The sequence below is a fragment of the Kitasatospora sp. NPDC093806 genome (assembly GCF_040683335.1).
GTDB lineage: Bacteria > Actinomycetota > Actinomycetes > Streptomycetales > Streptomycetaceae > Kitasatospora.
In genome coordinates this window covers 1-21,900 of the sequence record NZ_JBFBDO010000098.1, presented here as the reverse complement: position 1 = coordinate 21,900, position 21,900 = coordinate 1, and the positions used below count along the sequence as shown (strand labels likewise).

Genomic DNA, 21,900 nt, shown 5'->3' with positions numbered 1-21,900 from the left:
GCGTCTCGGGCCGGCGACGGGACGGGCGCCCCGGCCGGGGAGTCCGGGCGGATGCCGGGCGGGACCCGGCCGGAAAACAAAAAAGCCCCTCGCAGGAGGGGACGCCACGCCGACTCCGGCTCCGCCCGTGGGCGTGGCCGGTCCTGGTCAGCGCGGCCGGCTAAGGAGCAGGCGCACGGTTCGCATGGGCTCAGGGTACCGCAAGGGGGTCAGGCCCCTCCCGGCGATACCGCCGACAGGCCCACCGCGGCACGCCCGCCCACGCCCTCGGCCTCGCCCGTACCCGCGCCCGCACCCTCGTCCGACGCGGCCGGGGCCGCGCTGCCGGCAGCCGGGGCCGCGCTGTCGAGCGACGCACCGGACTCCGCCTCCGCCGCCGCGTCCGCCGACCGGAAGGCGGCGTCGATCTCCCGCAGCGCCCGCGCGACCCGCTCCGACTGCATCCCGGCGGCCAGCGCCCGGGCCCGGTCGGCGGTGCGCGCCGCCTCGACGGGGTCGCCGGCGCGGCGCTGCGAGTCCGCCAGCCGGACCATCAGCAGGGCCCGGGCCCGCGCCCGGCCGGGGCCGAGGCCCGCCACCGCCTCGGTCAGCAGGGCCTGGGCCCGCTCGTGGTCGCCCAGGAACAGATAGCCCTCCCCCACCATCCCGGCGAGATCGGCCCGCCCCTCGTCCCCGGCCCCGACGCCCGCACCGCCGACACCGACTCCCCCAGCACCAGCACCACCATCGCCCCAAGCACCAGCGCCACCACCGACGCCAGCACCAGCACCACCACCGACAGCAGCACCGGCACCGTCCAGCTCCGCGAACGCCCGCCCCGCCGCCTCCGCCAGCGCCGCGCCGTCGCCCCGCCGCCCGTAGGCGCGCGCGATCCGCCCCAGCTGCAGCGCCCGGTCGGCCGGCCCGAGCGCGCCCCCGGCCGACGCGACGGCGTCCGCGAGGACGGTGACCGCGTCCAGCCCGCGCCCGCCCGCGCTCTGGGTGGCCAGCACCGCGAGCCCGCCGAGCACGGCCACCCCGGCCCGCCGCTCGCCGCTGAGGTGCGCGGCGCGCAGCGCGGCCGCGAACGCCCGCTGCGCGGTGGCGTCGTGGCCGAGGTCGTACGCGGCCCAGGCGGCCAGCCGGGCGAGCCGGCCGGCCGCGCCGTACAGCGCCCGGCCGAGCGGTTCGTCGTACGCGCCGAGCTCCAGCAGTTTGGTGACCATGGCCAGTTCGGCACGGGCGGGACCGAGGACGAGGCCACCGCCGCAGGACCGTTCCAGCCGCCGCTTGGCGCGGTGGGCGTCGGCGAGTTCACGGATCACCGCGGGGTCGACCCGCAGCGCGCCGTCGCCGCCGAGGGCGGGCGGCGGGGTGGTCAGCCGGCGGGCGGCCGCGGCGAGGTCGGCGCCGCGGAACAGGTCGGTGAGGCGGACGGGGCCCGCGTCGGCGGCGGTCTCGCGCAGCGCGGTCTGCGCGGTGTCGGCGGTCCACGGGTCGGTGAGCAGCCGCGGGGAGAGGATCTTGGCGCCGCGGTGGCCGCCCATCCGGCCCCAGAGCTGTTCGTAGGTGACGGCGATGCCGAGGGTGCGGCTGAGCACCTCGCAGACGGCCTGGTCGTGCGGGCTGCGCGGGACCATGCCGCGGTCGCGCCACTTGTAGGGGGCGGTGGAGCTGATCGCGAGCCGGGCGGGGAGGGTGAGGTTGACCTCGCGGGCGAGCCGTTCGGGGTTCCAGCCGAGCTGGTGGAGTATCCGGGCGAGTTCCTCGTTGCGCCTGCGCTCCAGATCGGCCATGACTCCGACGGTAGCGGTCCGCCGGGGACGGGCGCCCGGACCTCGGGAAATCCGGGAAAGCGGGGAGAAGAACGCCCGGGAACGCCGAAGGCCGCCTCCCGTTCGGGAGGCGGCCTTCGTTTCCTGTGGAGCTACGGGGAATTGAACCCCGGACCTCTTGCATGCCATGCAAGCGCTCTACCAACTGAGCTACAGCCCCTTGACTTGCGTTGTCACCGGGGGTTTCGTTCCGTTTCCCTCGGCGACATCGACTACTTTACACGCTCCGAGGGGTGCTCCACGAATCCGTTTCCGGGGCGGGCCCGGGACCCCGCCCCGGACCCGCCGCCGACCCACTCCAGGCCCGCTCCCGGGCCCTCTCCCAGGCCCACTCCGGGCCCACTCCCCAGGCCCGCTACCGCTCCGACCGCCCCGCCCGCCGGGCCCGGCCGGCGAACAGCGCGGCGAGCGCGCCCGCCCCGCCGACCGCGGCCGTGGCCACCAGCAGCGCGTGCCCGGAGTCGGCGGCGGAGGCCGACGGCCGGACGGCGCCGAGGAAGACCGAACCGAGCAGCGCCACCCCGACGACCTGGCCGAGCTGGAGGGCCGTGACCAGCACCCCGCTCGCGTCGGCGGCGTCGGCCGGGGCGACCCGGGCGAGCGCCCGGGCGAACAGCGGCGCGTAGGCGACGCCCGCGACCAGCCCGGTCGCGCCGGTCACCAGCAGGGCCGCCGCGCCGATGCCGGACCCGTCGCGCAGCAGGACGCCGAGCAGCAGGTAGCCGGGGCCGAGCAGGGCGGTGCCGAGCAGCGGCAGGACGCCGTGCAGCCGCCGGGGCAGCCGCTGCCAGTACAGGCTGCCGAGGCCGAAGCCGACGGCGATCGGCGCCGAGCAGAGCCCGGCGTGCAGCGCGCTGTGGCCGAGGCCGGACTGCTGGTGCAGGGCGAAGGCGAACATGAAGCCCGCGAAGGCCGCCATGATCATGAACAGCGAGCCGACCGCGGGGAGCAGGCCGGGCGCGCCGAGCACCCGCCCGGTGATCAGCGGTTGGCCGCCGCGCCGGGCGATCCGCCGTTCGACGACCGCGAACAGCGCGAACAGCAGCGCGCTGGCGCCGAGCATCAGCCACCCCCAGGCGGGCCAGCCGAACTCGTGGCCGAGCACGAGCGGGACGACCAGCAGGCCGAGGGCGGCCGCGAGGACCAGCAGGCCCGGCAGGTCGACGCCGCGCTCCCGGTCGCCGGGCAGGTCGGGCAGCAGCCGGGCGCCGGCGGCGAGCAGCAGCACGCCGATCGGCAGGTTGACCAGGAACACCGGGCGCCAGCCGGCGCCGAACAGGTCGGCGCTGACGAGCACCCCGCCGAGCACCTGCCCGGCCGCGATGCCGCCGGCCAGGACGGCCGAGTAGAGGCCGAGCGCGCGGGTGCGGGCCGGACCGGTGAAGGTGCGCTGCAGCAGGCTCATCACCTGCGGGACCAGCAGGGCCGCGCCGGCACCCTGGAGCAGCCGGAAGGCGATCAGCCAGCCGGTCGCGGGGGCGAGGCCGCAGGCCAGCGAGGCGGCGGTGAAGACGGCAAGGCCGGCCTGGAAGAGCCGGCTGTAGCCGTACCGGGCGCCGAGCCGGGCGCCGGTGATCAGCAGCACCGCGTAGGCGACGGTGTAGCCGGCCACGACGAACTGGAGGGCGGCGCCGGTGGCGTGCAGGTCGGCGCGGATGGTCGGCACGGCGACGTTGACGATGGCGGTGTCGAGGACGGCCATGAACTGGCCGCCCAGGACGAGCGCGAGGAGCGGCCCGGGCCGGGCGGGCCGGGAACCACCGCCGGGCGCGGCGGCGGCCGCGGGTACGGCGGCGGGTCGGGTCTGGAGTCGGGTCATGACCCGAGCCTCGCGGCGGCCCGGTACCGGTGGTTAGAGCCTGCCGATCCTGGTAGTGGCAGCACCCTGTTCCGCCCCACCGGGCTGCGGCACGATGGCCGGTATGACCGCCGTGGACTCCCTCGCCGTCGCGCCCGCCCCCGCCCCCGTCCCCGCCGAACGGAACTGCCCCGACCCGCGCGACCGCCGCCGCACCGAGCTGGCCCGGTACCTGCGCGCCTGCCGGGCCCGGGTCTCCCCCGAGGACGTCGGCCTGCCGCCCGGTCTGCGCCGCCGCACCCCGGGCCTGCGCCGCGAGGAGGTGGCGCAGCTCGCCGGGGTCGGGGTGACCTGGTACACGTGGCTGGAGCAGGGCCGCCCGATCAACGCCAGCGCGCAGGTGCTGGCCGCGGTGGCCCGGGTGCTGCTGCTGGACGCCGCCGCGCGCGAGCACCTGTTCCGGCTGGCGGGGGTGGCGGTGCGGCCGTCGGCGCAGCCGGAGCCGCCGGTCCTGGACCCGTCGACGCAGCTGATCCTGGACGCGCTGGTGCCGCTGCCGGCCGCCGTGTCCAACAGCCGGTTCGACGTGCTGGCCTGGAACGCCCCGTACGAGGCGCTGTTCGCCGCGGGCCGGCCGCGGACGGACGACGGCTGGTTCAACAGCCTGTGGTGCACGGTCACCACCCCGGAGTGCTGCAACCCGTTCGTGAACCGCGGCGAGCAGCTGCCGCAGATGGTCGCGGTGCTGCGCGGCGCGTACGGCAAGCACCTGGGCGAGCCGGTCTGGGAGGACTTCGTGCGGTCGCTGCTGGCGGCGAGCGGGGAGTTCCGGGAGCTGTGGGCGCGTCAGGAGGTGGCCGCGCGGCGGACCTCGCTGAAGGTGTTCCGGCATCCGCTGGTCGGGGTGCTGCGGCTGAACGCGGCCTATCTGACCGTCCCGGGGGTGCCGGAGGCGTTCGTGCTGGTCTACACGCCGGAGGGGCCGGTGGACCGCGAGCGGATCGAGCGGATGGCGGCGCTGTCGCCGGGCGGCTGGTCCAACCCCTGCGACCACGCCGGGGCGGTCTGCTGACGGATCCGGCCCCGGAAGACCCCTGAACGGTCCCGGAACGGCGAAGAGGCCGCCACCCACCGGGTGACGGCCTCTTCCGCGCTGTGGAGCTACGGGGAATTGAACCCCGGACCTCTTGCATGCCATGCAAGCGCTCTACCAACTGAGCTACAGCCCCGCAACACGCACGGCCCTCGCGGACCGCAGGTGCGGAGTGGAGCTACGGGGAATTGAACCCCGGACCTCTTGCATGCCATGCAAGCGCTCTACCAACTGAGCTACAGCCCCGCACTCACCGGATCTCCCGCTTCCCTTCCGGGCCGCGTTCCCTCCGTGCGAACGAGGAAGACTCTACCGGTCAGGCCCGGAACTACGAAATCCGCTCCCCGTAGACCACTCCGCGCCCCCTCCCGGACACCTGCGCGGGTGTCCGCCGGGGCCGCCCCCAGCGGTCCGCTCAGGTGTCGTCGCCGATCACCGGCTGCGGCAGGGTGCCCGCGTTGTGCTCCAGCAGCCGCCAGCCGCGGGTGCCCCGGCCGAGCACCGACCAGCAGCAGTTCGACAGCCCGCCGAAGCACTCCCAGAGCGCCGCCTCCATGCCGAGCATCCGCCCCAGCATGGTGCGGATGGTGCCGCCGTGGCTGACCACGACCAGGGTGCCGTTCTCGGGCAGCTTCTCGGCCGCGTCCAGCACCACCGGCACCGCGCGGTCGGCGACCTCGGTGGAGAGCTCGCCGCCGCCGCGCCGGACCGGCTCGCCCTGCGCCCAGGCCGTGTACTCCTCGGGGTAGCGGGCCCGGATCTCGGCGTTGGTCAGCCCCTGCCAGGAGCCCGCGTAGGTCTCCCGCAGCCCCTCGTGGTGCTCGACGGCCAGGCCGGTGACCTTGGCCAGCTCCTCGGCGGTGTGCCGGGCCCGCTGGAGGTCCGAGGAGATCAGCAGGTCCGGGCGGAGGCCGGAGAGCAGCCGGGCGGCCCGCTGGGCCTGACGCACGCCCTCCCCGGTCAGCGCGATGTCCGTGGTGCCCTGGAACCGCGATTCGAGGTTCCAGGACGTCTGGCCGTGCCGCCAGAAGACGATGCGCGGGCCGCGCGCGTCCCGGCTCAGCTGTAGTCCTCGGCGCCGAAGTCGTCCGCCGGGGCCTGCTCGGCCGGGGCGACGGCGTTGCCGGCCGCGTCGGTGTGGGCGTCCGGGCGGTTGCGGGAGGCCAGCGCGTCCTCCGGCAGGGGCAGCTCGGGGCAGTCCTTCCAGAGCCGGTCGAGGGAGTAGAAGGAGCGCTCCTCGGAGTGCTGGACGTGCACCACGATGTCGAGGTAGTCGAGCAGGATCCAGCGGCCGTCCCGCTCGCCCTCCCGGCGCACCGGCTTGATGTCCAGCTTCTCGCGCAGCTGGTCCTCGATCTCCTCGGCGATCGAGCGGACCTGGCGGTCGTTGCTCGCGGAGGCGATCAGGAAGGCGTCGGTGATCGACAGCACCTCGCTGACGTCGAACGCGACGATGTTGTGGGCCAGCTTGTCGGCCGCCGCCTGGGCGGCGACGTTGATGAGTTCCTGGCTGTGCTCAGTGGCGGTCACGGTGTTCTTCCGGCTCGGCTGCTTGGGGCGCCCCGGCGCGTGGGGCGCAGGGGATCGCCTTCCAGGATCTCACGCCGCTCCGGTGGCCCCGGAACCGTTTTCCGGAGCCACCCGCCCGCCGGGGTCGCACGACGCCCGCACGATGCCCGCGCGGGGCCGACGCGGCACCCGCCCCGGACGCCGCGCCCGCCCGCGCCGGACCCGCGCTGACCCGCGCCTACTGCGTCTTCGGCGGCACGTAGTCCTTGCCGAGGACGACCACCAGGTCCGCGTTCTGCGCGTCCCCGACCTTCTTCACCGCCGTCTCCGGCAGGTTGAGGCTGGTCGCCAGCGACTTCGCGGCGGCCTGCCGGGCGTCGTCGGTGTAGCGGATCTCACTGGCGGCCTGCGGCGCGGTCTTCGCCCCGCCCGGGACGAAGGTGAGGCCCGCGTTGACCACCTGGACCTGCGCGGCGGCGGCCGCCAGGTCGTTGCCGCTGGCGTCCTGGAGGGAGACCCGGGCCGGCGCGTCGGCGTTGGTCGCCGCCTTGACGGTGCCGCCGAGCACCTCCTTGACCTGCTTCCCGGCGGTGGCCTCGTCCAGCGTGCCGTCCGGCTTGACGGTGAGCGTGGCGGTGCCGAACTGCCCGCCCTTGGCGAGCTGGGACAGCTGGGCGAGCACCCCGGCGAGCGCGTCCTCGGGCAGCGAGGGGTCGAGCACCGCGTTCATCCGGTGCACGTCGTCCTTGGCGTCCTTGAACTCCACCGGCATGGTGCGCACCACCGCGTCCATCACCTGGCCGAACCGGGCGAGCTGGGCGTCGCGGTTCTCCCCGGCGTTCTGCAGGGTGGCGTAGGCGACCGCGGCCTTTCCGCTGAGCAGGGTGTTCTTGCCGGCGGCGGAGAGCACCTTGCCGTCCGGCTTGCCGGCCTCGCGCGTCTCGGCGTTGGTGTCCACCCGGACGCCGCCGAGCTGGGAGACCAGCAGTTCCAGGTAGGGGGTGTCGAGCCGCCAGGTGCCGGCGACCGGGGCGCCGAGCACGGTGGCCAGGCCGTCGCGGGCGCCGGAGGCGCCGACGGCGTCCATCGCCTGGCCGACCGTGGTGACCGGCGGGTCGCCCGGGCCGGGCAGCCGCAGGGTGTCGGGCAGCAGCAGGACGGTGCCCTTCTTCCCGGCGGCGTCGTTGACCAGCAGCGCGCTGGAGACCTTGCCCTGCAGGTCGCGCAGGTGGACCACGTTGACCTGGCGCGGTCCGGCGGCGGCCGCCGCGTTCTCCTTGTCGCCGGTGAACCACAGGTAGCCGCCGACGCCGGCCCCGGCGAGCGCCAGCACCACACCGGCGGCGATCAGCCGGTTGCGCAGCTTGCGGCGGCGCTCGGCGCGCACCTCGCTGCGGGACTCGGCGAACTTGAGCCAGTCGATGACGTCCTCGGTCTCCTCCGCCTCCTCGTCGACGAAGGTGAACTCGCCCGTGGGGTAGGAGTCATCGGGGACCTTGGCGGCGCGGCCCTTGCCGGCGCGGGACCCGCCGACCTGCTCGGACGGCGGCTCGGGCCGGGCCGGGGCGGGCTCGGCGGCGGCCGGCCGGGACACCCGGGGGCGCGGCGGCACGGCCGCGGGCACGGGGGTCGGGGCGGGCGCGGCGGGCTCCGGTACGGGGGCCGGCTCCGGCTCGACGACGACCGGCATCGCCGCGGTCGCGTACGGCTGCTGGGCCTGCTCGTAGCCGCCCTGCTGCTGCTCGTACGGCTGGTAGCCGCCCTGCTGGTACTGCTCCTGGTACCCGTAGCCGCCCTGCTGCTGCCCGTACTGGTCGTACTGACCCGGCCGGCCCTGCTGGTCGTACACCGGCTGCTCGTAGCCGCCCTGCTGCTGCTCGTAGGGCTGGTACCCCTGCTGGTACTGCTCCTGGTACCCGTAGCCGCCCTGCTGCCGCCCGTACTGGTCGTACTGGTCGTACTGGTCGTACTGACCCGGCTGACCCTGCTGGCCCTGCTGGTCGTACACCGGCTGCTCGTAGCCGCCCTGCTGCTCGTACGGCTGGTACCCGTCCTGCTGCTGCTCGTAGCCGCCCTGCTGCGGGTAGGGCTGCTGCTGGTACTGCTGGTACTGCCCGGTGGACCAGTCGTCCGGCTGTCCGGGCTGCTGCCCCTGCGGTCCCCTGCGCTCGCTCATCCGTCGGCCCCTCCGGGATCAGGTCCGGTGCGGCGCGTAGAGCGCCCGCTTGTCGATGTAGCGGACCACGCCGTCCGGAACGAGGTACCAGACCGGCTCGCCCTTGGCGACCCGGTTGCGGCAGTCCGTGGAGGAGATGGCCAGCGCCGGGACCTCCACCAGGGAGACCCCGCCCACCGGGAGCCCGGCGTCGGACAGGACGTGCCCGGGCCGGGTGCAGCCGATGAAGTGGGCGAGCGAGAAGAGCTCGTCGGAGTCCCGCCAGGAGAGGATCTGGGCGAGCGCGTCGGCGCCCGTGATGAAGAAGAGGTCGGCGTCCGGGTGCATCGCGTGCAGGTCGCGCAGGGTGTCGACGGTGTACGTCGGGCCCTCGCGGTCGATGTCGATCCGGCTGACCGAGAACTGCGGGTTCTCCGCGGTGGCGATGACCGTCATCAGGTAGCGGTCCTCGGCCGGGGTGACCTGGCGGTCGCTCTTCTGCCAGGGCTGCCCGGTCGGGACGAAGATGACCTCGTCGAGGTGGAACGCGCTGGCGACCTCACTGGCGGCGACCAGGTGCCCGTGGTGGATCGGGTCGAAGGTGCCGCCCATCACGCCGAGACGCCGCTTCACCGGCGCCGGTACGCCGGAATTCCCGGTCTGCTCTCCCATGGCGCCTCACCATACGCGACGCCAGTTACGGTGCGGGAACACCGGGCGCCGGGCAGCCCGAAGCGGACGTCGGGCACCGGACGGCGTGCGCCGGGCACCGGACGTCGGGCTTCCCGGGGGCGGTGCCGCTCCCCGGGTCGGCGAACCCGGTCTGCTCAGCGGTCCCGGTTGAAGCGGGTGGTCACGAAGAGCAGCAGCAGGAGGATGAACAGCGCGGCGCCACCCGTCAGGTACGGGTTGAGGCTGTCGTGGTTGCCCCCCTCGCCCTCGCTCGCGAGCAGGTTCAGGACGGGGAGTGCGGCAGCAGTGCTCATGGTCGGCGGGACCTTCTCGGCTCGGATGACGGGCAGGGGGTGTCGTACGGGCCGGTGAGGGCCCACCCGTCATCGTACGGGTGGTTACACGGCAACCGCTCGGCGGCCCACCGCGGCTGAACCGCCGTCGGCGGGGCGCCCCCGCGGCCGGCGGACCGGTCCGCCGGCCGGTCGGCCGTTCCCGCCCGCCGGTCAGCCGTTGTTGTTGCGGCCGGCCCGCAGCAGGATCCAGGCGAGCAGGCCGACGCCGACGAACGAGGCGACCAGGATGATCCGCAGGAACAGCCCGGGGCCGCCCTCGGAGGAGATCGGCTCGGCCAGGCTGACAAGGGCGGCGGTGGACATCTGCGGGCTCCTCGGACTGCTCGGTGCCGCGGCCGGAAGTGGCCCGGCTCTCCCGGGCATTCAGGGTAAACCGCCCTCACACCGGAGCCGCCCACCGCCCCCTCGGGGCCCGTCCGCGCCGCGCCGGGCCCGCGTAGGGTGGGCGGCGGGGACGAGTACGCAACCGCGGACGTTGCACAGGCAGTCGTTGCAGACGAAGACCGGCGGGGGCCGGCCGGCGGCCGGGGCCGCCGTCGACAGGAGGGTACTCACACCATGACCGACACGACCTCGAAGACGCCGAGCCGGCGCCGCCAGCGGTTCCCCGAGATCTCCACCCGCGCCTGGGAGCACCCGGCGGACCGTTCCGCGCTCGTCGCCCTGCGCAAGCTGAGCGGCTTCGACGACGTGCTGAAGAAGCTCGCCGGCCTGGTCTCCGAGCGTTCGATCCGGCTGATGTTCCTGGCCACCGCCGTGAAGACCTCCGAGCGGCAGTTCCCCGAGCTGCACGGCATGGTGCGCGACGCCGCCTACGTGCTCGACCTCGGCCGGGTCCCGGACCTGTACGTCTCCCAGGACCCGACGGTCAACGCCTACTGCATCGGCATCGACACCCCGGTCATCGTGGTCACCAGCGGCCTGGTCGAGCTGCTGGACGAGGAGGAGCTGCGCTCGGTCATCGGCCACGAGGTCGGGCACGCGATGTCCGGCCACGCCGTCTACCGGACGATGCTGCTGATCCTCACCAACATCGCCACCCGGATCGCCTGGGTGCCGCTCGGCAACCTGGCGATCATGGCGATCGTCACCGCGCTCAAGGAGTGGTTCCGCAAGGCCGAGCTCTCCAGCGACCGGGCCGGCCTGCTGGCCGGGCAGGACCTCCAGGCCTCGATGCGGGCGCTGATGAAGCTGGCCGGCGGCCACAACCTGGCCGAGATGAACGTCGACGCCTTCCTGGAGCAGGCCGAGGAGTACGAGAAGGCCGGGGACCTGCGGGACGGCGTGCTCAAGCTGCTGCAGGTGCTGCCGCAGAGCCACCCGTTCGCGGTGGTCCGGGTCGCCCAGCTGAAGAAGTGGGCGGAGGGCGAGGAGTACCGCTCGATCCTGGCCGGCGCCTACCCGCGCCGCACCGACGACCCGGACACCTCGGTCGGCGAGCAGTGGCGGGCCGCCGCCGAGCACTACACGACCTCGGTCAAGGAGAGCAAGGACCCGCTGATGGGCCTGATCCGCGACGTGGCGGGCGGCGCGGCCACGGTCGGCGGCAAGCTGCGCGACACCTTCACCGGCGCCGGCCGCAGCAACGGCAGCAGCAGCAACGGCAGCAACAACGGCAGCGGCAACGGCTCGTCCGACAACGGCTGACCACTCCCCGCCCCACCGACGGCCCCCGGCACCGCGCCGGGGGCCGTCGGCCGCTCGGAGCCCCTGCGCGGGACCCGCTCAGCTCCCCGCCAGCACCCCGCACACCTGCCAGGCCGGCCGCGCGTGGTTGCCCGGATCGACCGCCGCCGGACCCGGTGTCGCCGGGGCGCCCGCCCCGGCCTCCGCGCCGCCCGCCAGCACCGGCTGGACGAGGCCGGCCAGCGAGCCGTCGCACGGCACCGGCCCTGCCTGCAGCACCGAGTCGACCAGCCGCAGCTGCGCCGAGGCCAGGTCGATCCGGTCGAACTGGAAGGTCAGCTGCCGCCGCACGGTCTCCAGGGTGACCGGCGCCCCGGCCGGCGCCCCGGCCGCCTTCAGCGCGTAGACGAAGGTGTGGTCGGTGGTGATCTGCAGCGTGCTGCCGTCCGCCTCGTCGATCCGCATCGCGCCCGCCACCTTCACCGTGTCGGCCGCCAGCGCGACCTGCGCCGGGTCGAAGCGGACCAGCCAGCCGGTCAGCGCGTGGTGCCGGTCGTCGGTCGGCTGGACCACGCTCGCGTCGAACTGGGCCTGCTCACCGGGTGTGACGAAGGCCCGCACCTCTGCGGTCGCCCCCTGCACCAGCACGGCCGGCGCCAGCGAGGAGGCCACCAGGTAGCGCTGCACGGTGTCCAGCGCCTTGGTCACCTCGACCCGGGAGAAGTGCTCGGTCGCCGCCCCGGTCGGCGTCCCCAGCCCGATCGCGCCGTCGCTGTAGCCGGGCGGCAGGCCGACGAACGGGGCGGCCGGATCGGCCACCGCCCGGACCGCCGAGGCCGGGCTCAACGCCACCAGGCTGACGGTCAGTTGACTGCCCTCCGGCCGGGCGGTCGGCCGGGTCGGGGAGCTGACCCCGAAGTAGACGGCCGCCCCGAACGCCAGCAGGATCACCAGCAGCAGCGCGAGCGCCTGCCGGGGCACCGTGCCCAGCGGCCCCAGCCGGACCCTGGGCCGGGTGGCGCGGCCGAACGAGCCGGACAGCCGCTCCCGGGCGGACAGCTCCTGGATCCGGGCAGCCCGGACGAACGATTCGTCGAAGACGACGGACCGGTACTCGTCATCGTTTCCGGAACCACCTTCGGGCGCACCCTCCGGAGGCTCGCGCGGGTCACCCATGACACCAGGGTAAGGCGCGGCGGCGCCCCGCCACGAGGGTCCTGCCGCAGTTCACCGGAAGCTCTCCGTGACCAGCCGCGGCCGCCCCGGGGCGCGCCCGGGTCGGCGTCCGCCGGTCGGCGGGTCAGCCCGCCCGCGCGGTGACCACCGGCGACGGCTCGGCCGGTGTCGGCGCCGGGTCGATCCCGGGACTGCTGCTGCCGGTCTCCGGCCGCCGGGGGGCGTCACCGGCCCCGCCCACGCCCTGGTAGATCGCCGCGACCGCCACCGCGACCAGGCTCACGCCCATGATCACGGCGAGCACCCAGGCCACCGGCCGGTGCCAGCGCTGCTGCGCCACGTAGCGGCCGCGCCGCACGCCGATCGGGTCGAAACCGGCCGGCCGCCAGCGCCGCGGGCGACGCCCGGCGGCCCGGCCGGGGCCGCTCCACGGATCGGGGTAGAGGTGGTCGTCGTCCAGCCCGCTCGGGTGCGGGCGCAGCTCCAGCGGCAGTCCGTCCCCGGCCGGGGTGTCGAAGCCCCAGCCCAGGGCGGCCGCGTCCGGGTCGAACCGGGCCTCGGCGGCGGCGAGCCGCCGCTCCTTGGCCGTCGGCTCGTGCACGGCGGCGGACCGCACGAAGGCCTCATCGAAGACCACGGTGGCGAACTCGTCGTCCGCACCACCGTGGTCGGCGCCGTCGGGGTACGGCAAGCCCCCCACATCCTCAGCCACGGATTCAGCGTATTACCGGGCGGGCGTTTTGTCTGTGGCTCATCGCAGTTGGTCCGTCACCCGTGTGACGGCGGCGGGGACGGCGGCCCCGCCGCCCGGGTTCAGCCGGCGTCGGCGGCGCCGCCCACGGTCTGCGTCGCCTCGCCCCGGACATGGCCGTCACCAGTGACGATGTACTTGGTGCTGGTCAGCTCGGGCAGGCCCATCGGGCCGCGGGCGTGCAGCTTCTGGGTGGAGATGCCGATCTCGGCGCCGAAGCCGAACTCACCGCCGTCGGTGAACCGGGTCGAGGCGTTGACGGCCACCGTGGTCGAGTCGACCAGCTGGGTGAAGCGGCGGGCGGCGGCCTGCGAGGTGGTGACGATCGCCTCGGTGTGGCCGGAGGTCCAGCGGCGGATGTGCGCGACGGCGGCGTCCAGCGAGGGCACCACGGCGGCCGCGAGGTCGTAGGACAGGTACTCGGCCGCCCAGTCCTCGTCGGTGGCCGGCAGCACGGTGGCGTCCGTGCCCTCGGCGGCCTTGAGCACCGCGTCGTCGCCGTGCACGGTGACCCCGGCCCCGGCGAGCGCGGCGAGCGCGACCGGCAGGAAGGCGTCGGCGATGTCCTGGTGGACCAGCAGGGTCTCGGCCGCGTTGCAGACGCTGACCCGCTGGGCCTTGGAGTTGAGCAGGATGCCCACCGCCATCGCGAGGTCTGCCTGGGCGTCGACGTAGACGTGGCAGTTGCCGGTGCCGGTCTCGATGACGGGGACGGTGGAGCCCTCGACGACGGTGCGGATCAGCGAGGCGCCGCCGCGCGGGATGAGCACGTCGACCAGGCCGCGGGCGCGCATCAGCTCCTGGACGGAGTCCCGGCTCTCGCCCGGGACCAGCTGGATCACGTCGGCCGGCAGCCCGGCCGCGGTGACGGCGTCGCGCAGCACGGCGACCAGCGCGGTGTTGGAGCGGTAGGCGGAGGCGGAGCCGCGCAGCAGGACGGCGTTGCCGGACTTCAGGCAGAGCGCGGCGGCGTCCACGGTGACGTTGGGGCGGGCCTCGTAGATGATGCCGACGACACCGAGCGGCACCCGGACCTGGCGCACGTCCAGGCCGTTGGGCAGGGTGTAGCCGCGCACCACCTCGCCGACCGGGTCGGGCAGGCCGGCCACGTCGCGGACGTCGGCGGCGATCGCGGCGATCCGCTCCTCGGTGAGGGTGAGCCGGTCGATCACCGACTCGGCGGTGCCCGCGGCCCGGGCCCGCTCGACGTCCTCGGCGTTGGCCGCGGTGATCTCGGCGGCGCGGGCCACCAGCGCGTCGGCGATCGCCTGCAGCGCGGCGTCCTTCGCCCGGCGCGGCAGCGGGGCGAGCTCGGCGGCGGCCTCCCTGGCTCGGCGCGCTACGGCGAGGACGGGGCTGTCGGCGGTGGCGAGGTCGCTGCTCATGCGCCAAGGGTAGTGGCTGCCACCGCCCGGCCGGCCGCCATTTCGCCCGGTGAGACGGCCGCTCCCGCCCCGCCCACCCCGGAGGCGAGCCGAGCCCAGTTCAGTACGGGTAGACACCGCCCAGTCGCGGCGGCGGACCGCCGAAGCCCTCGGCGACGCGCTTGCGGTACGTCGCCCGGTCCACCACCTCCAGGCCGACGATCTCCCACGGCGGCAGCTTCGCCGTCACCTTGTGCTCGCCCCAGAGCCGCAGCGCGACCGCCGCCGCGTCGTGCAGGTCGCGGGCCTGCTCCCAGTACCGGATCTCCGCGTGGTCGGCGGCGTAGCGGGCGGTCAGGAAGAACGAGTGGTCGTGCGCCAGCCGTTCGAGTCCGGCCCGCAGTTCGGAGAGCGGGGTGACCGGCCCGGCGACGCTCAGCACCACGTGCCAGAGCCGGGCCTGTTCGGGCCCGACCGGGGGCTCGGTGGCGGCGCCGCGCTCCGGCCGGAGCCGGTGCACCGTGCCGGGACCCTGCGGCGGCGGACCGGCCGGCCCGGCGGAGGCGTCGTCCGCGCCGCCGTCGATGCTGGTCAGCCGCCGGCCCGCGGTCCCTCCGGTCAGCGCTGCCTCGCGCCTGCGTTCCACCGGCGGCCTCCTGTTCGGCGATGTCGTGTCGTCGTGTCCGCCGGCCCCGGCCCGGCGTGCACGGCTGCGCCCCTCCTCGCCCGTGGCCGGGCCGCTCCCCGTACGGAGCGGCCCGCCGTCCGGCCTCCCCGGCGATCGGCCGGGCGGCCGGTCCGCCGGTCGCCGCGCGGCCGGTCAGCCGCGCAGGACGACCAGGTCGTCGCGGTGGACGACCTCCCGCTCGTAGGCGGCGCCGAACTCCTGGGCCAGGTCCCGGGTGGACCGGCCGAGCAGGCGGGGCAACTCCCTCGCATCAAAGTTGACCAGTCCGCGCGCCACGATGTGGCCGTTTTCGGCAAGAAGGTCCACCGGATCACCCGCGGCGAACTCGCCGTCGACCTTGGTGACCCCGGCGGGCAGCAGCGAGGCGCCGCCGGAGACGACGGCCGTGACGGCGCCGGCGTCCAGGTGCAGGGCGCCGCGCGGGCTGCTGGCGTGGGCGAGCCAGAGCATCCGGTCGGAGGAGCGGCTGCCGGTGCGCAGGAACAGGGTGCCGGTGGGGCGCCCGGCGAGCGCGTCGGCGGCGTGGCTGGCGGCGGTGAGGACGACGGGGATGCCGGCGCCGGTGGCGATCCGGGCCGCCTCGACCTTGGTGACCATGCCGCCGGTGCCGACGCCGGCCTTGCCGGCGCTGCCGATCTCGATGCCGTCGAGGTCGTGCGGGCCGGTGACCCGGTCGATCCGGCTGGTGCCGGGGCGGCTGGGGTCGCCGTCGTAGAGGCCGTCGACGTCGGAGAGCAGGACGAGCAGGTCGGCGCGGACAAGGTGGGCGACCAGGGCGGCCAGCCGGTCGTTGTCGCCGAACTTGATTTCGGCGGTGGCGACGGTGTCGTTCTCGTTGACGATCGGCATCGCGCCCATCGCGAGCAGCTGGTCGAGGGTGCGGTAGGCGTTGCGGTAGTGGGCGCGGCGGCTGGCGTCCTCGGCGGTGAGCAGGACCTGGCCGACCCGGATGCCGTACCGGGCGAAGGAGGCGGTGTAGCGGGCGACGAGCAGGCCCTGGCCGACGCTCGCGGCGGCCTGCTGGCGGGCCAGGTCGCGGGGGCGCTGCTCCAGGCCGAGCGGGGCGAGGCCGGCGGCGATGGCGCCGGAGGAGACGAGCACGACCTCGGGGGCGTCGGCGCGGGCGCGCACCTTGGCGAGGGCGTCGACGAGGGCGTCGACGCGGTCGGCGTCGAGGCCGCCGGCGGCCGTGGTGAGTGAGGAGGAGCCGACCTTGACGACGATCCGCCGTGCGGTCAGCACCTCCTCCCGCAGTGCGTCCTCGCTCATCTCGCTGTTCGCCCTTCCGGTGTGGTGCGCTGGCGGCGGGCCCGGGCCCGGTCGTTACCCCCCGCAATCTACGCGATCGGCCCGACCGCCCCGCAGCGCGTTCCACCCACCGAACGGCCATTCGCCCGCTCGCCTCCGGGCCGCTCCGACCCGGCGTCGACGGTCCTCGCTCCAGCGCTCCTTCGTCGCTCGTCGCTTTCGACACCGGCGCGGCCCTTCGGCTCGGGGCGGCCTGCCCCCGGCGACTCACTCCCCGTCAACGACCGGGCCCCTGCCACCCGTTCGGGTGGCAGGGGCCTGCGGTCGGTCGGGGCGTCCCGGCTGGTTACTCCTCGTCGTCGCCCTCGATGGCGGCCTGGCGGCCGCTGGAGAGCGCCTCGAAGGCGAGGAACTCGGCCTCGGCGGCGTCCCGGCCCTTCTGCTTCTCGCGGCGGCGGTCGACCGCCGGGCGCTGGGTCTCCATCCGGTGGTCCTCGCCGCGGCGGCCGAGCATCTCGGCGCCGGCGGCCATGGTCGGCTCCCAGTCGAAGACGACGGCGTTCTCGTCCGGGCCGATGATGACGGTGTCACCCTCGTGCGCGCCGACCTTCCACAGCCGGTCCTCGACACCGAGGCGGGCCAGCCGGTCGGCGAGGTAGCCGACGGCCTCGTCGTTGCTGAAGTCGGTCTGGCGGACCCAGCGCTCGGGCTTGACGCCGCGGATGCGGTAGGCGCCGTCCTCCTCGGTGATGGTGAAGCCCTCGTCGTCGACGGCGACGGGCCGCAGCACGATCCGGGTGGACTCCGCGACCGGCTTGGCGGCGCGGGCCTCGGCGACGATCTGCGCCAGCGCGAAGCTCAGCTCGCGCAGGCCCTTGCGGGAGGCGGCGGACACCTCGAAGACCCGGTAGCCGCGCTCCTCCAGGGAGGCGCGGGTGAGGTCGGCGATGTCCTGGCCGTCCGGCACGTCGATCTTGTTGAGGGCGACCAGGCGCGGGCGGTCCTCAAGGCCGCCGTACTCGGCGAGCTCGGCCTCGATGGTCTCCAGGTCGGAGAGCGGGTCGCGGCCCGGCTCCAGGGTGGCGCAGTCGAGCACGTGCACCAGCACCGAACAGCGCTCGACGTGCCGCAGGAACTCCAGGCCGAGGCCGCGGCCCTGGCTGGCGCCGGGGATGAGGCCGGGCACGTCGGCGATGGTGTAGACGGTCTCGCCGGCGGTGACCACGCCCAGGTTGGGGATCAGGGTGGTGAACGGGTAGTCCGCGATCTTCGGCTTGGCGGCGGAGAGCACCGAGATCAGCGAGGACTTGCCGGCGCTCGGGTAGCCGACCAGGGCCACGTCGGCGACGGACTTGAGCTCCATGACGATGTCACGGGCGTCGCCGGGCTCGCCGAGCAGCGCGAAGCCGGGGGCCTTGCGGCGGGCGGAGGCGAGCGCCGCGTTGCCGAGGCCGCCGCGGCCGCCCTGGGCGGCGACGAAGCTGGTGCCGTGGCCGACCAGGTCGGCGAGCACGTTGCCCTGCCTGTCGAGGACGACGGTGCCGTCCGGCACGGAAAGGACGAGGTCCTGGCCGTCGGCGCCGGTGCGGTGGCCGCCCGCGCCGGGCTTGCCGTTGGTGGCCTTGCGCTTGGGCGAGTGGTGGTACTCGAGCAGGGTGGTGACCTGCGCGTCGACGGTGAGGATGACGCTGCCGCCCTCGCCGCCGTTGCCGCCGTCCGGGCCGCCGAGCGGCTTGAACTTCTCGCGGTGCACGGAGGCGCAGCCGTGGCCCCCGTTACCCGCGGCGACGTGGAGCTCGACGCGGTCGACGAAGGTGGTCATGGGGTGTGCCTCCAGTACGAGGAAGTCTCTGTCCAGCTGCTGTGCCAGCTGCGGTGAAGCTCTACCTGAGGTAAAGCATGAGGGGTGGACCGGAACATTCCGGCCCACCCCTCATTGTGAGTCTGGTGTGACTCAGGCCTCGGTGGCCACGATGTTGACGACCTTGCGGCCGCGGCGGGTGCCGAACTGCACGGCACCGGCGGTCAGCGCGAACAGGGTGTCGTCGCCACCGCGACCGACGCCCGCACCCGGGTGGAAGTGGGTGCCACGCTGGCGGACGAGGATCTCGCCGGCGGAGACGACCTGGCCGCCGAAGCGCTTGACGCCGAGGCGCTGGGCGTTCGAGTCACGGCCGTTGCGGGTAGAGCTTGCGCCCTTCTTGTGTGCCATCTCGCTATCCCCTTACTTGCTGACGGAGTCGATGCTGGTGATCCGCACAGCGGTGTGCTGCTGGCGGTGACCCTGGCGGCGACGGTAACCGGTCTTGTTCTTGTAGCGCAGGATGACGATCTTGTCGCCCTTGGTCTGGTCGACCACCTCGGCGTGAGCCTTCACGCCGGCCAGCACCCACGGGTCGGAGGTGACAGCGTCACCGTCGACGACCAGGATGGTGGAGAGCTCCACCGAGTCACCCGGCTTGGCCTCGATACGGTCAATCTCCAGCACGTCGCCGACGGCGACCTTGTGCTGGCGGCCGCCTGCGCGAACGATCGCGTACATGCGGTACCCCATTTCCTAACTCGGTCGGAGCTCCTGATGCCAGCCACCTGGGTACGGACACAGGGGCCTCTCCCCGACACCTCTGACGAGGGCCCGGAAGGTGATGTGCTCGGGAGCGCGGCGTAGACACGCCAGTGGTCAAGAATACGGACCGGCCGCCTCGGGGGCAAACCGGCCCGTACGGGCCCGGGACGGACGCGGGGTCCGTCCCGGGCCGGGCACTACTCGGCCGCCGTATCACCCTCGGCGGCCGCCGCCTTCTTGGCCGCCGCGCTGGTCCGCTTGGTGGCGGTCTTGCGGGCGGTGGTCTTCTTGGCCGTCGTCGTCTTCTTGGCGGCGGCGGCGGTGGCGGTCTTCTTGGCCGCGGTCTTGCGGGCGGCCCGCTTCTTCGGGGCCGGCGCCTCCTCGGCGGGCTCCGCCTCGGCGGCCGGGGCCTCGGTGGCCGGGGCCTCCTCGACGACCGGCGTCTCGGCGGCCGGAGCCTCCTCGACGACCGGAGCCTCGACCGGGGCCTCGGCGACCGGCTCGGCCTCGGTGACCGCGGTCGCGGCCGGGGCCTGCTCGGCGGCCGCGAAGGCCGACTCCAGCGCCGCCTCGGCCTTGGCCTGCAGCACCACGATCTCGGCCTCGCCCGGCGCACCGGCCGGAGCCGTCGCCTTGCGCACCGCCCGACGGCGCGGACGCCCGGCGGGCGCCGCCGCGGGGGCCGGCTCGGTGACGACCGGGGCCTCGACGACCGGGGCCTCGGTGACCGGCTCGGCCTCGACGGCCGCGGCGGGGGTCTCCGCCACGCCCGGCACCTCGATCGCCAGCTGGCCCTCGATCTCCTCGCGCACCGGCGCGGCCTCGACGGCCTCGTCGACGGTCTCGACCGTCTCGAACGCCTCGACGGCCTGCGGCTCCTCGTGCGCCGCGCCGCCCTTGCCCCGGCGCCGGCGCTTGCCGCCGCCCGAGCCCGCCTCGACGGCGGCCGCGCCGCCACCGGTGTGGACGTGGGTGCTCGGCTGCTCCATGTGGACGATCACACCGCGGCCGTTGCAGTGCACGCAGGCCTCGGAGAAGGACTCCAGCAGGCCCTGGCCGACCCGCTTGCGGGTCATCTGGACCAGGCCCAGCGAGGTGACCTCGGCCACCTGGTGCTTGGTCCGGTCCCGGCCCAGGCACTCCAGCAGGCGGCGCAGCACCAGGTCGCGGTTGGACTCCAGGACCATGTCGATGAAGTCGATCACGATGATGCCGCCGAGGTCGCGCAGCCGCAGCTGGCGCACGATCTCCTCGGCCGCCTCGATGTTGTTCCGGGTGACCGTCTCCTCCAGGTTGCCGCCCTGGCCGACGAACTTCCCGGTGTTGACGTCGATGACGACCATCGCCTCGGTGCGGTCGATCACCAGCGAGCCGCCGCTGGGCAGCCAGACCTTGCGGTCCAGCGCCTTCATCAGCTGCTCGTCGATCCGGTAGGTGGCGAAGACGTCCACCTCGGAGGTCCAGCGCTGGAGCCGCCCGGCGAGGTCGGGGGCCACGTTGGAGACGTAGTCGTGGATGGTGTTCCACGCCTCGGTGCCGGAGACGATGACCTTGGTGAAGTCCTCGTTGAAGATGTCGCGGACGACCCGGACGGTCATGTCCGGCTCGCCGTAGAGGAGCGCCGGGGCGTTGCCGGTGGCGGCCTTCTTCTGGATGTCCTCCCACTGCTGCTGCAGCCGCTGGACGTCGCGGGTCAGCTCCTCCTCGGAGGCGCCCTCGGCGGCGGTGCGCACGATGACGCCCGCGTCGTCCGGGACGATCTTCTTGAGGATCTGCTTCAGGCGGGCGCGCTCGTTCTCCGGCAGCTTGCGGGAGATGCCGGTCATCGAGCCCTCGGGCACGTAGACCAGGTAGCGGCCGGGCAGCGAGATCTGGCTGGTCAGGCGGGCGCCCTTGTGGCCGATCGGGTCCTTGGAGACCTGCACCAGCACGGACTGGCCGGACTTCAGCACCGACTCGATCCGGCGCGGGCCGCCGTGGCCGCCGAGCGCGCCGAAGTTGACCTCACCGGCGTACAGCACCGCGTTGCGGCCCTTGCCGATGTCGACGAAGGCGGCCTCCATCGACGGCAGCACGTTCTGGACCTTGCCCAGGTAGACGTTGCCGACGTACGAGGTGGCCTGCTCCTTGTTGACGTAGTGCTCGACGAGCACGCCGTCCTCCAGGACGCCGATCTGGGTCCGCTGGCCGTTCTGGCGCACCACCATGACGCGCTCGACCGACTCGCGGCGGGCCAGGAACTCGGCCTCGGTGATGATCGGCACCCGGCGGCGGCCCAGCTCGCGGCCCTCGCGGCGGCGCTGCTTCTTGGCCTCCAGGCGGGTGGAGCCCTTGATGGACTGCACCTCGTCGGGGTCGAAGGAGGGCTCGCTGGAGCGGCGGCGCGGCTCGCGGACCTTCACCACCGTGCGGACGCCGTCCTCGGTGGTCTCGGCGGTCTCGACGGCGCCGCTCTCCCCGCTGCGGCGGCGACGGCGACGACGGCGGCGGGACGAGGACAGGCCGGCGGCCAGGTCGTCGTCGTCGCCCTCGTCCTCCTCGTCGACGGCCGCGAGCGGCTCCTCGACGGGCTGGTCGGTCTCGGGGGCCTCGGCCTCGATCTCCTCGGCCTCGCCACGGCGGCGGCGGCGGCCGCCCCGGCGGCGACGGCGCGACGGGCGGCCGTCCTCCCACTCGTCCTCGACCTCGGGGCCGGTGACGGGGGCCTCGACGACGGCGGGCGCCTCGGCGACCGGCGCCTCGACGGGCTTCTCGGCGACGGCGGGCTTCTCGGCGACGGCGGGCTTCTCGACCGGCTTCTCGACGACCGGCTTCTCGGCCCGGGCGCCCTTGCCGGCCCGCTCGGCGGCGGCCTTCTGGCGGCCCCCCGTCTGCACCCGCACCGAGGTGCGGACGCGGCGGCGGCGGCCGACGCCGCTGTACTCGAACTCGTCCTCCTCGGCACGCTCCACCGGCTCGGCGGCCGCGGCGGCGGGCGCCTCGACGGCGGCCGGCTGCGGCGCGGGCGCGGTCCGCCCGTCCACCGCGATCTTCCAGGCGCCGGTCTTCCAGGAGCCCGCCCCCTACGTCGCCGCGCCCGCCGCC

Annotated in this window: 18 protein-coding genes, 3 tRNA genes and 1 pseudogene; 2 read left to right on the top strand and 20 right to left on the bottom strand. The window is 74.7% G+C overall.

Annotated elements, in window-relative coordinates; all coding sequences use genetic code 11:
- Nucleotides 1-209 precede the first annotated feature (209 nt).
- The 3 genes from AB0N76_RS31615 to AB0N76_RS31605 form a co-directional block, all read right to left on the bottom strand.
- Nucleotides 210-1,775: a hypothetical protein gene (locus tag AB0N76_RS31615; protein WP_363563002.1), complete on the bottom strand. Its 1,566-nt coding sequence runs from the start codon at nt 1,773-1,775 to the stop codon at nt 210-212.
- Between the two features lie 126 nt (nt 1,776-1,901).
- Nucleotides 1,902-1,974 (bottom strand) — tRNA-Ala (locus AB0N76_RS31610).
- Nucleotides 1,975-2,169: 195 nt separating this feature from the next.
- Nucleotides 2,170-3,633: an MFS transporter gene (locus AB0N76_RS31605; RefSeq protein ID WP_363563000.1), complete on the bottom strand. Its 1,464-nt coding sequence runs from the start codon at nt 3,631-3,633 to the stop codon at nt 2,170-2,172.
- A gap of 103 nt (nt 3,634-3,736) precedes the next feature.
- Between AB0N76_RS31605 and AB0N76_RS31600 the strand changes: the two genes are divergently transcribed.
- Nucleotides 3,737-4,684 (top strand): helix-turn-helix transcriptional regulator, encoded by a 948-nt coding sequence (locus AB0N76_RS31600; RefSeq protein WP_363562998.1) that lies wholly within the window; start codon nt 3,737-3,739, stop codon nt 4,682-4,684.
- A gap of 84 nt (nt 4,685-4,768) precedes the next feature.
- Here AB0N76_RS31600 and AB0N76_RS31595 read toward each other — a convergent pair.
- The 8 genes from AB0N76_RS31595 to AB0N76_RS31560 all read right to left on the bottom strand — a co-directional run bounded on the left by AB0N76_RS31595 (nt 4,769) and on the right by AB0N76_RS31560 (nt 9,700).
- A tRNA-Ala gene (locus tag AB0N76_RS31595) sits at nt 4,769-4,841 on the bottom strand.
- A 37-nt stretch (nt 4,842-4,878) separates the two neighbouring features.
- A tRNA-Ala gene (locus AB0N76_RS31590) sits at nt 4,879-4,951 on the bottom strand.
- Between the two features lie 169 nt (nt 4,952-5,120).
- Complete coding sequence (locus AB0N76_RS31585) at nt 5,121-5,768, bottom strand: histidine phosphatase family protein (protein ID WP_363563012.1); 648 nt, start codon at nt 5,766-5,768, stop codon at nt 5,121-5,123.
- Nucleotides 5,765-6,235 carry a ribosome silencing factor gene (gene rsfS / locus AB0N76_RS31580; protein ID WP_363562996.1) on the bottom strand — a complete coding sequence of 157 codons (471 nt, stop codon included), beginning with the start codon at nt 6,233-6,235 and terminating at the stop codon, nt 5,765-5,767. Before rsfS ends, AB0N76_RS31585 begins: the two co-directional genes overlap by 4 nt.
- Nucleotides 6,236-6,452: 217 nt before the next feature.
- Nucleotides 6,453-8,390 carry a LytR C-terminal domain-containing protein gene (locus tag AB0N76_RS31575; protein ID WP_363562994.1) on the bottom strand — a complete coding sequence of 646 codons (1,938 nt, stop codon included), beginning with the start codon at nt 8,388-8,390 and terminating at the stop codon, nt 6,453-6,455.
- Nucleotides 8,391-8,408: 18 nt separating this feature from the next.
- Nucleotides 8,409-9,041, bottom strand: coding sequence for a nicotinate-nucleotide adenylyltransferase (gene nadD / locus AB0N76_RS31570; protein WP_363562992.1), 633 nt, complete (start codon nt 9,039-9,041; stop codon nt 8,409-8,411).
- Between the two features lie 155 nt (nt 9,042-9,196).
- Nucleotides 9,197-9,355: a hypothetical protein gene (locus AB0N76_RS31565; protein WP_363562990.1), complete on the bottom strand. Its 159-nt coding sequence runs from the start codon at nt 9,353-9,355 to the stop codon at nt 9,197-9,199.
- Between the two features lie 192 nt (nt 9,356-9,547).
- A complete protein-coding gene (locus tag AB0N76_RS31560; RefSeq protein ID WP_363562988.1) occupies nt 9,548-9,700 on the bottom strand; it encodes a hypothetical protein in 153 nt (50 codons plus the stop codon).
- A gap of 255 nt (nt 9,701-9,955) precedes the next feature.
- On the opposite strand from AB0N76_RS31560, the gene AB0N76_RS31555 reads away from it, so the two are divergent.
- The gene (locus AB0N76_RS31555; RefSeq protein ID WP_363562986.1) at nt 9,956-11,044 is read left to right on the top strand and encodes a M48 family metallopeptidase; all 1,089 of its coding nucleotides are present in this window, start codon (nt 9,956-9,958) and stop codon (nt 11,042-11,044) included.
- 78 nt (nt 11,045-11,122) lie between these two features.
- Here the strand turns inward: AB0N76_RS31555 and AB0N76_RS31550 are convergent, their stop codons facing one another.
- The 9 genes and pseudogenes from AB0N76_RS31550 to AB0N76_RS31510 form a co-directional block, all read right to left on the bottom strand.
- A complete protein-coding gene (locus AB0N76_RS31550; RefSeq protein ID WP_363562984.1) occupies nt 11,123-12,199 on the bottom strand; it encodes a hypothetical protein in 1,077 nt (358 codons plus the stop codon).
- Nucleotides 12,200-12,323: 124 nt separating this feature from the next.
- On the bottom strand, nt 12,324-12,890 hold the full coding sequence (locus AB0N76_RS31545; protein WP_363562982.1) for a hypothetical protein: 567 nt from the start codon (nt 12,888-12,890) through the stop codon (nt 12,324-12,326).
- Nucleotides 12,891-13,012: 122 nt separating this feature from the next.
- A complete protein-coding gene (locus AB0N76_RS31540; RefSeq protein ID WP_363562980.1) occupies nt 13,013-14,335 on the bottom strand; it encodes a glutamate-5-semialdehyde dehydrogenase in 1,323 nt (440 codons plus the stop codon).
- A gap of 100 nt (nt 14,336-14,435) precedes the next feature.
- Nucleotides 14,436-14,960, bottom strand: a complete 525-nt coding sequence (locus tag AB0N76_RS31535) for a hypothetical protein (protein ID WP_363562978.1) — start codon at nt 14,958-14,960, stop codon at nt 14,436-14,438.
- A 174-nt stretch (nt 14,961-15,134) separates the two neighbouring features.
- Entirely contained in the window at nt 15,135-16,271 is a 1,137-nt protein-coding gene (gene proB, locus AB0N76_RS31530; protein WP_363562976.1) for a glutamate 5-kinase, read from the bottom strand.
- 325 nt (nt 16,272-16,596) lie between these two features.
- The gene (gene obgE / locus AB0N76_RS31525; RefSeq protein WP_363562974.1) at nt 16,597-18,072 is read right to left on the bottom strand and encodes a GTPase ObgE; all 1,476 of its coding nucleotides are present in this window, start codon (nt 18,070-18,072) and stop codon (nt 16,597-16,599) included.
- A gap of 132 nt (nt 18,073-18,204) precedes the next feature.
- Complete coding sequence (gene rpmA, locus AB0N76_RS31520; protein WP_209416555.1) at nt 18,205-18,462, bottom strand: 50S ribosomal protein L27; 258 nt, start codon at nt 18,460-18,462, stop codon at nt 18,205-18,207.
- 12 nt (nt 18,463-18,474) lie between these two features.
- Nucleotides 18,475-18,792, bottom strand: a complete 318-nt coding sequence (rplU, locus tag AB0N76_RS31515; protein WP_045696828.1) for a 50S ribosomal protein L21 — start codon at nt 18,790-18,792, stop codon at nt 18,475-18,477.
- Nucleotides 18,793-19,013: 221 nt separating this feature from the next.
- Nucleotides 19,014-21,815: pseudogene (locus AB0N76_RS31510) on the bottom strand (Rne/Rng family ribonuclease); the annotation flags it as partial.
- Nucleotides 21,816-21,900 lie beyond the last annotated feature (85 nt).

Excerpts from the sequence above, each read along its gene's own strand:
- AB0N76_RS31605 (WP_363563000.1), bottom strand. The coding sequence starts at position 3,633 with ATGACCCGACTCCAGACCCGACCCGCCGCCGTACCCGCGGCCGCCGCC.
- nadD (WP_363562992.1), bottom strand. The coding sequence starts at position 9,041 with ATGGGAGAGCAGACCGGGAATTCCGGCGTACCGGCGCCGGTGAAGCGG.
- AB0N76_RS31600 (WP_363562998.1), top strand. The coding sequence starts at position 3,737 with ATGACCGCCGTGGACTCCCTCGCCGTCGCGCCCGCCCCCGCCCCCGTC.
- AB0N76_RS31575 (WP_363562994.1), bottom strand. The coding sequence starts at position 8,390 with ATGAGCGAGCGCAGGGGACCGCAGGGGCAGCAGCCCGGACAGCCGGAC.
- AB0N76_RS31540 (WP_363562980.1), bottom strand. The coding sequence starts at position 14,335 with ATGAGCAGCGACCTCGCCACCGCCGACAGCCCCGTCCTCGCCGTAGCG.
- AB0N76_RS31555 (WP_363562986.1), top strand. The coding sequence starts at position 9,956 with ATGACCGACACGACCTCGAAGACGCCGAGCCGGCGCCGCCAGCGGTTC.
- proB (WP_363562976.1), bottom strand. The coding sequence starts at position 16,271 with ATGAGCGAGGACGCACTGCGGGAGGAGGTGCTGACCGCACGGCGGATC.
- obgE (WP_363562974.1), bottom strand. The coding sequence starts at position 18,072 with ATGACCACCTTCGTCGACCGCGTCGAGCTCCACGTCGCCGCGGGTAAC.
- rplU (WP_045696828.1), bottom strand. The coding sequence starts at position 18,792 with ATGTACGCGATCGTTCGCGCAGGCGGCCGCCAGCACAAGGTCGCCGTC.
- rpmA (WP_209416555.1), bottom strand. The coding sequence starts at position 18,462 with ATGGCACACAAGAAGGGCGCAAGCTCTACCCGCAACGGCCGTGACTCG.
- AB0N76_RS31615 (WP_363563002.1), bottom strand. The coding sequence starts at position 1,775 with ATGGCCGATCTGGAGCGCAGGCGCAACGAGGAACTCGCCCGGATACTC.
- AB0N76_RS31560 (WP_363562988.1), bottom strand. The coding sequence starts at position 9,700 with ATGTCCACCGCCGCCCTTGTCAGCCTGGCCGAGCCGATCTCCTCCGAG.
- AB0N76_RS31550 (WP_363562984.1), bottom strand. The coding sequence starts at position 12,199 with ATGGGTGACCCGCGCGAGCCTCCGGAGGGTGCGCCCGAAGGTGGTTCC.
- AB0N76_RS31565 (WP_363562990.1), bottom strand. The coding sequence starts at position 9,355 with ATGAGCACTGCTGCCGCACTCCCCGTCCTGAACCTGCTCGCGAGCGAG.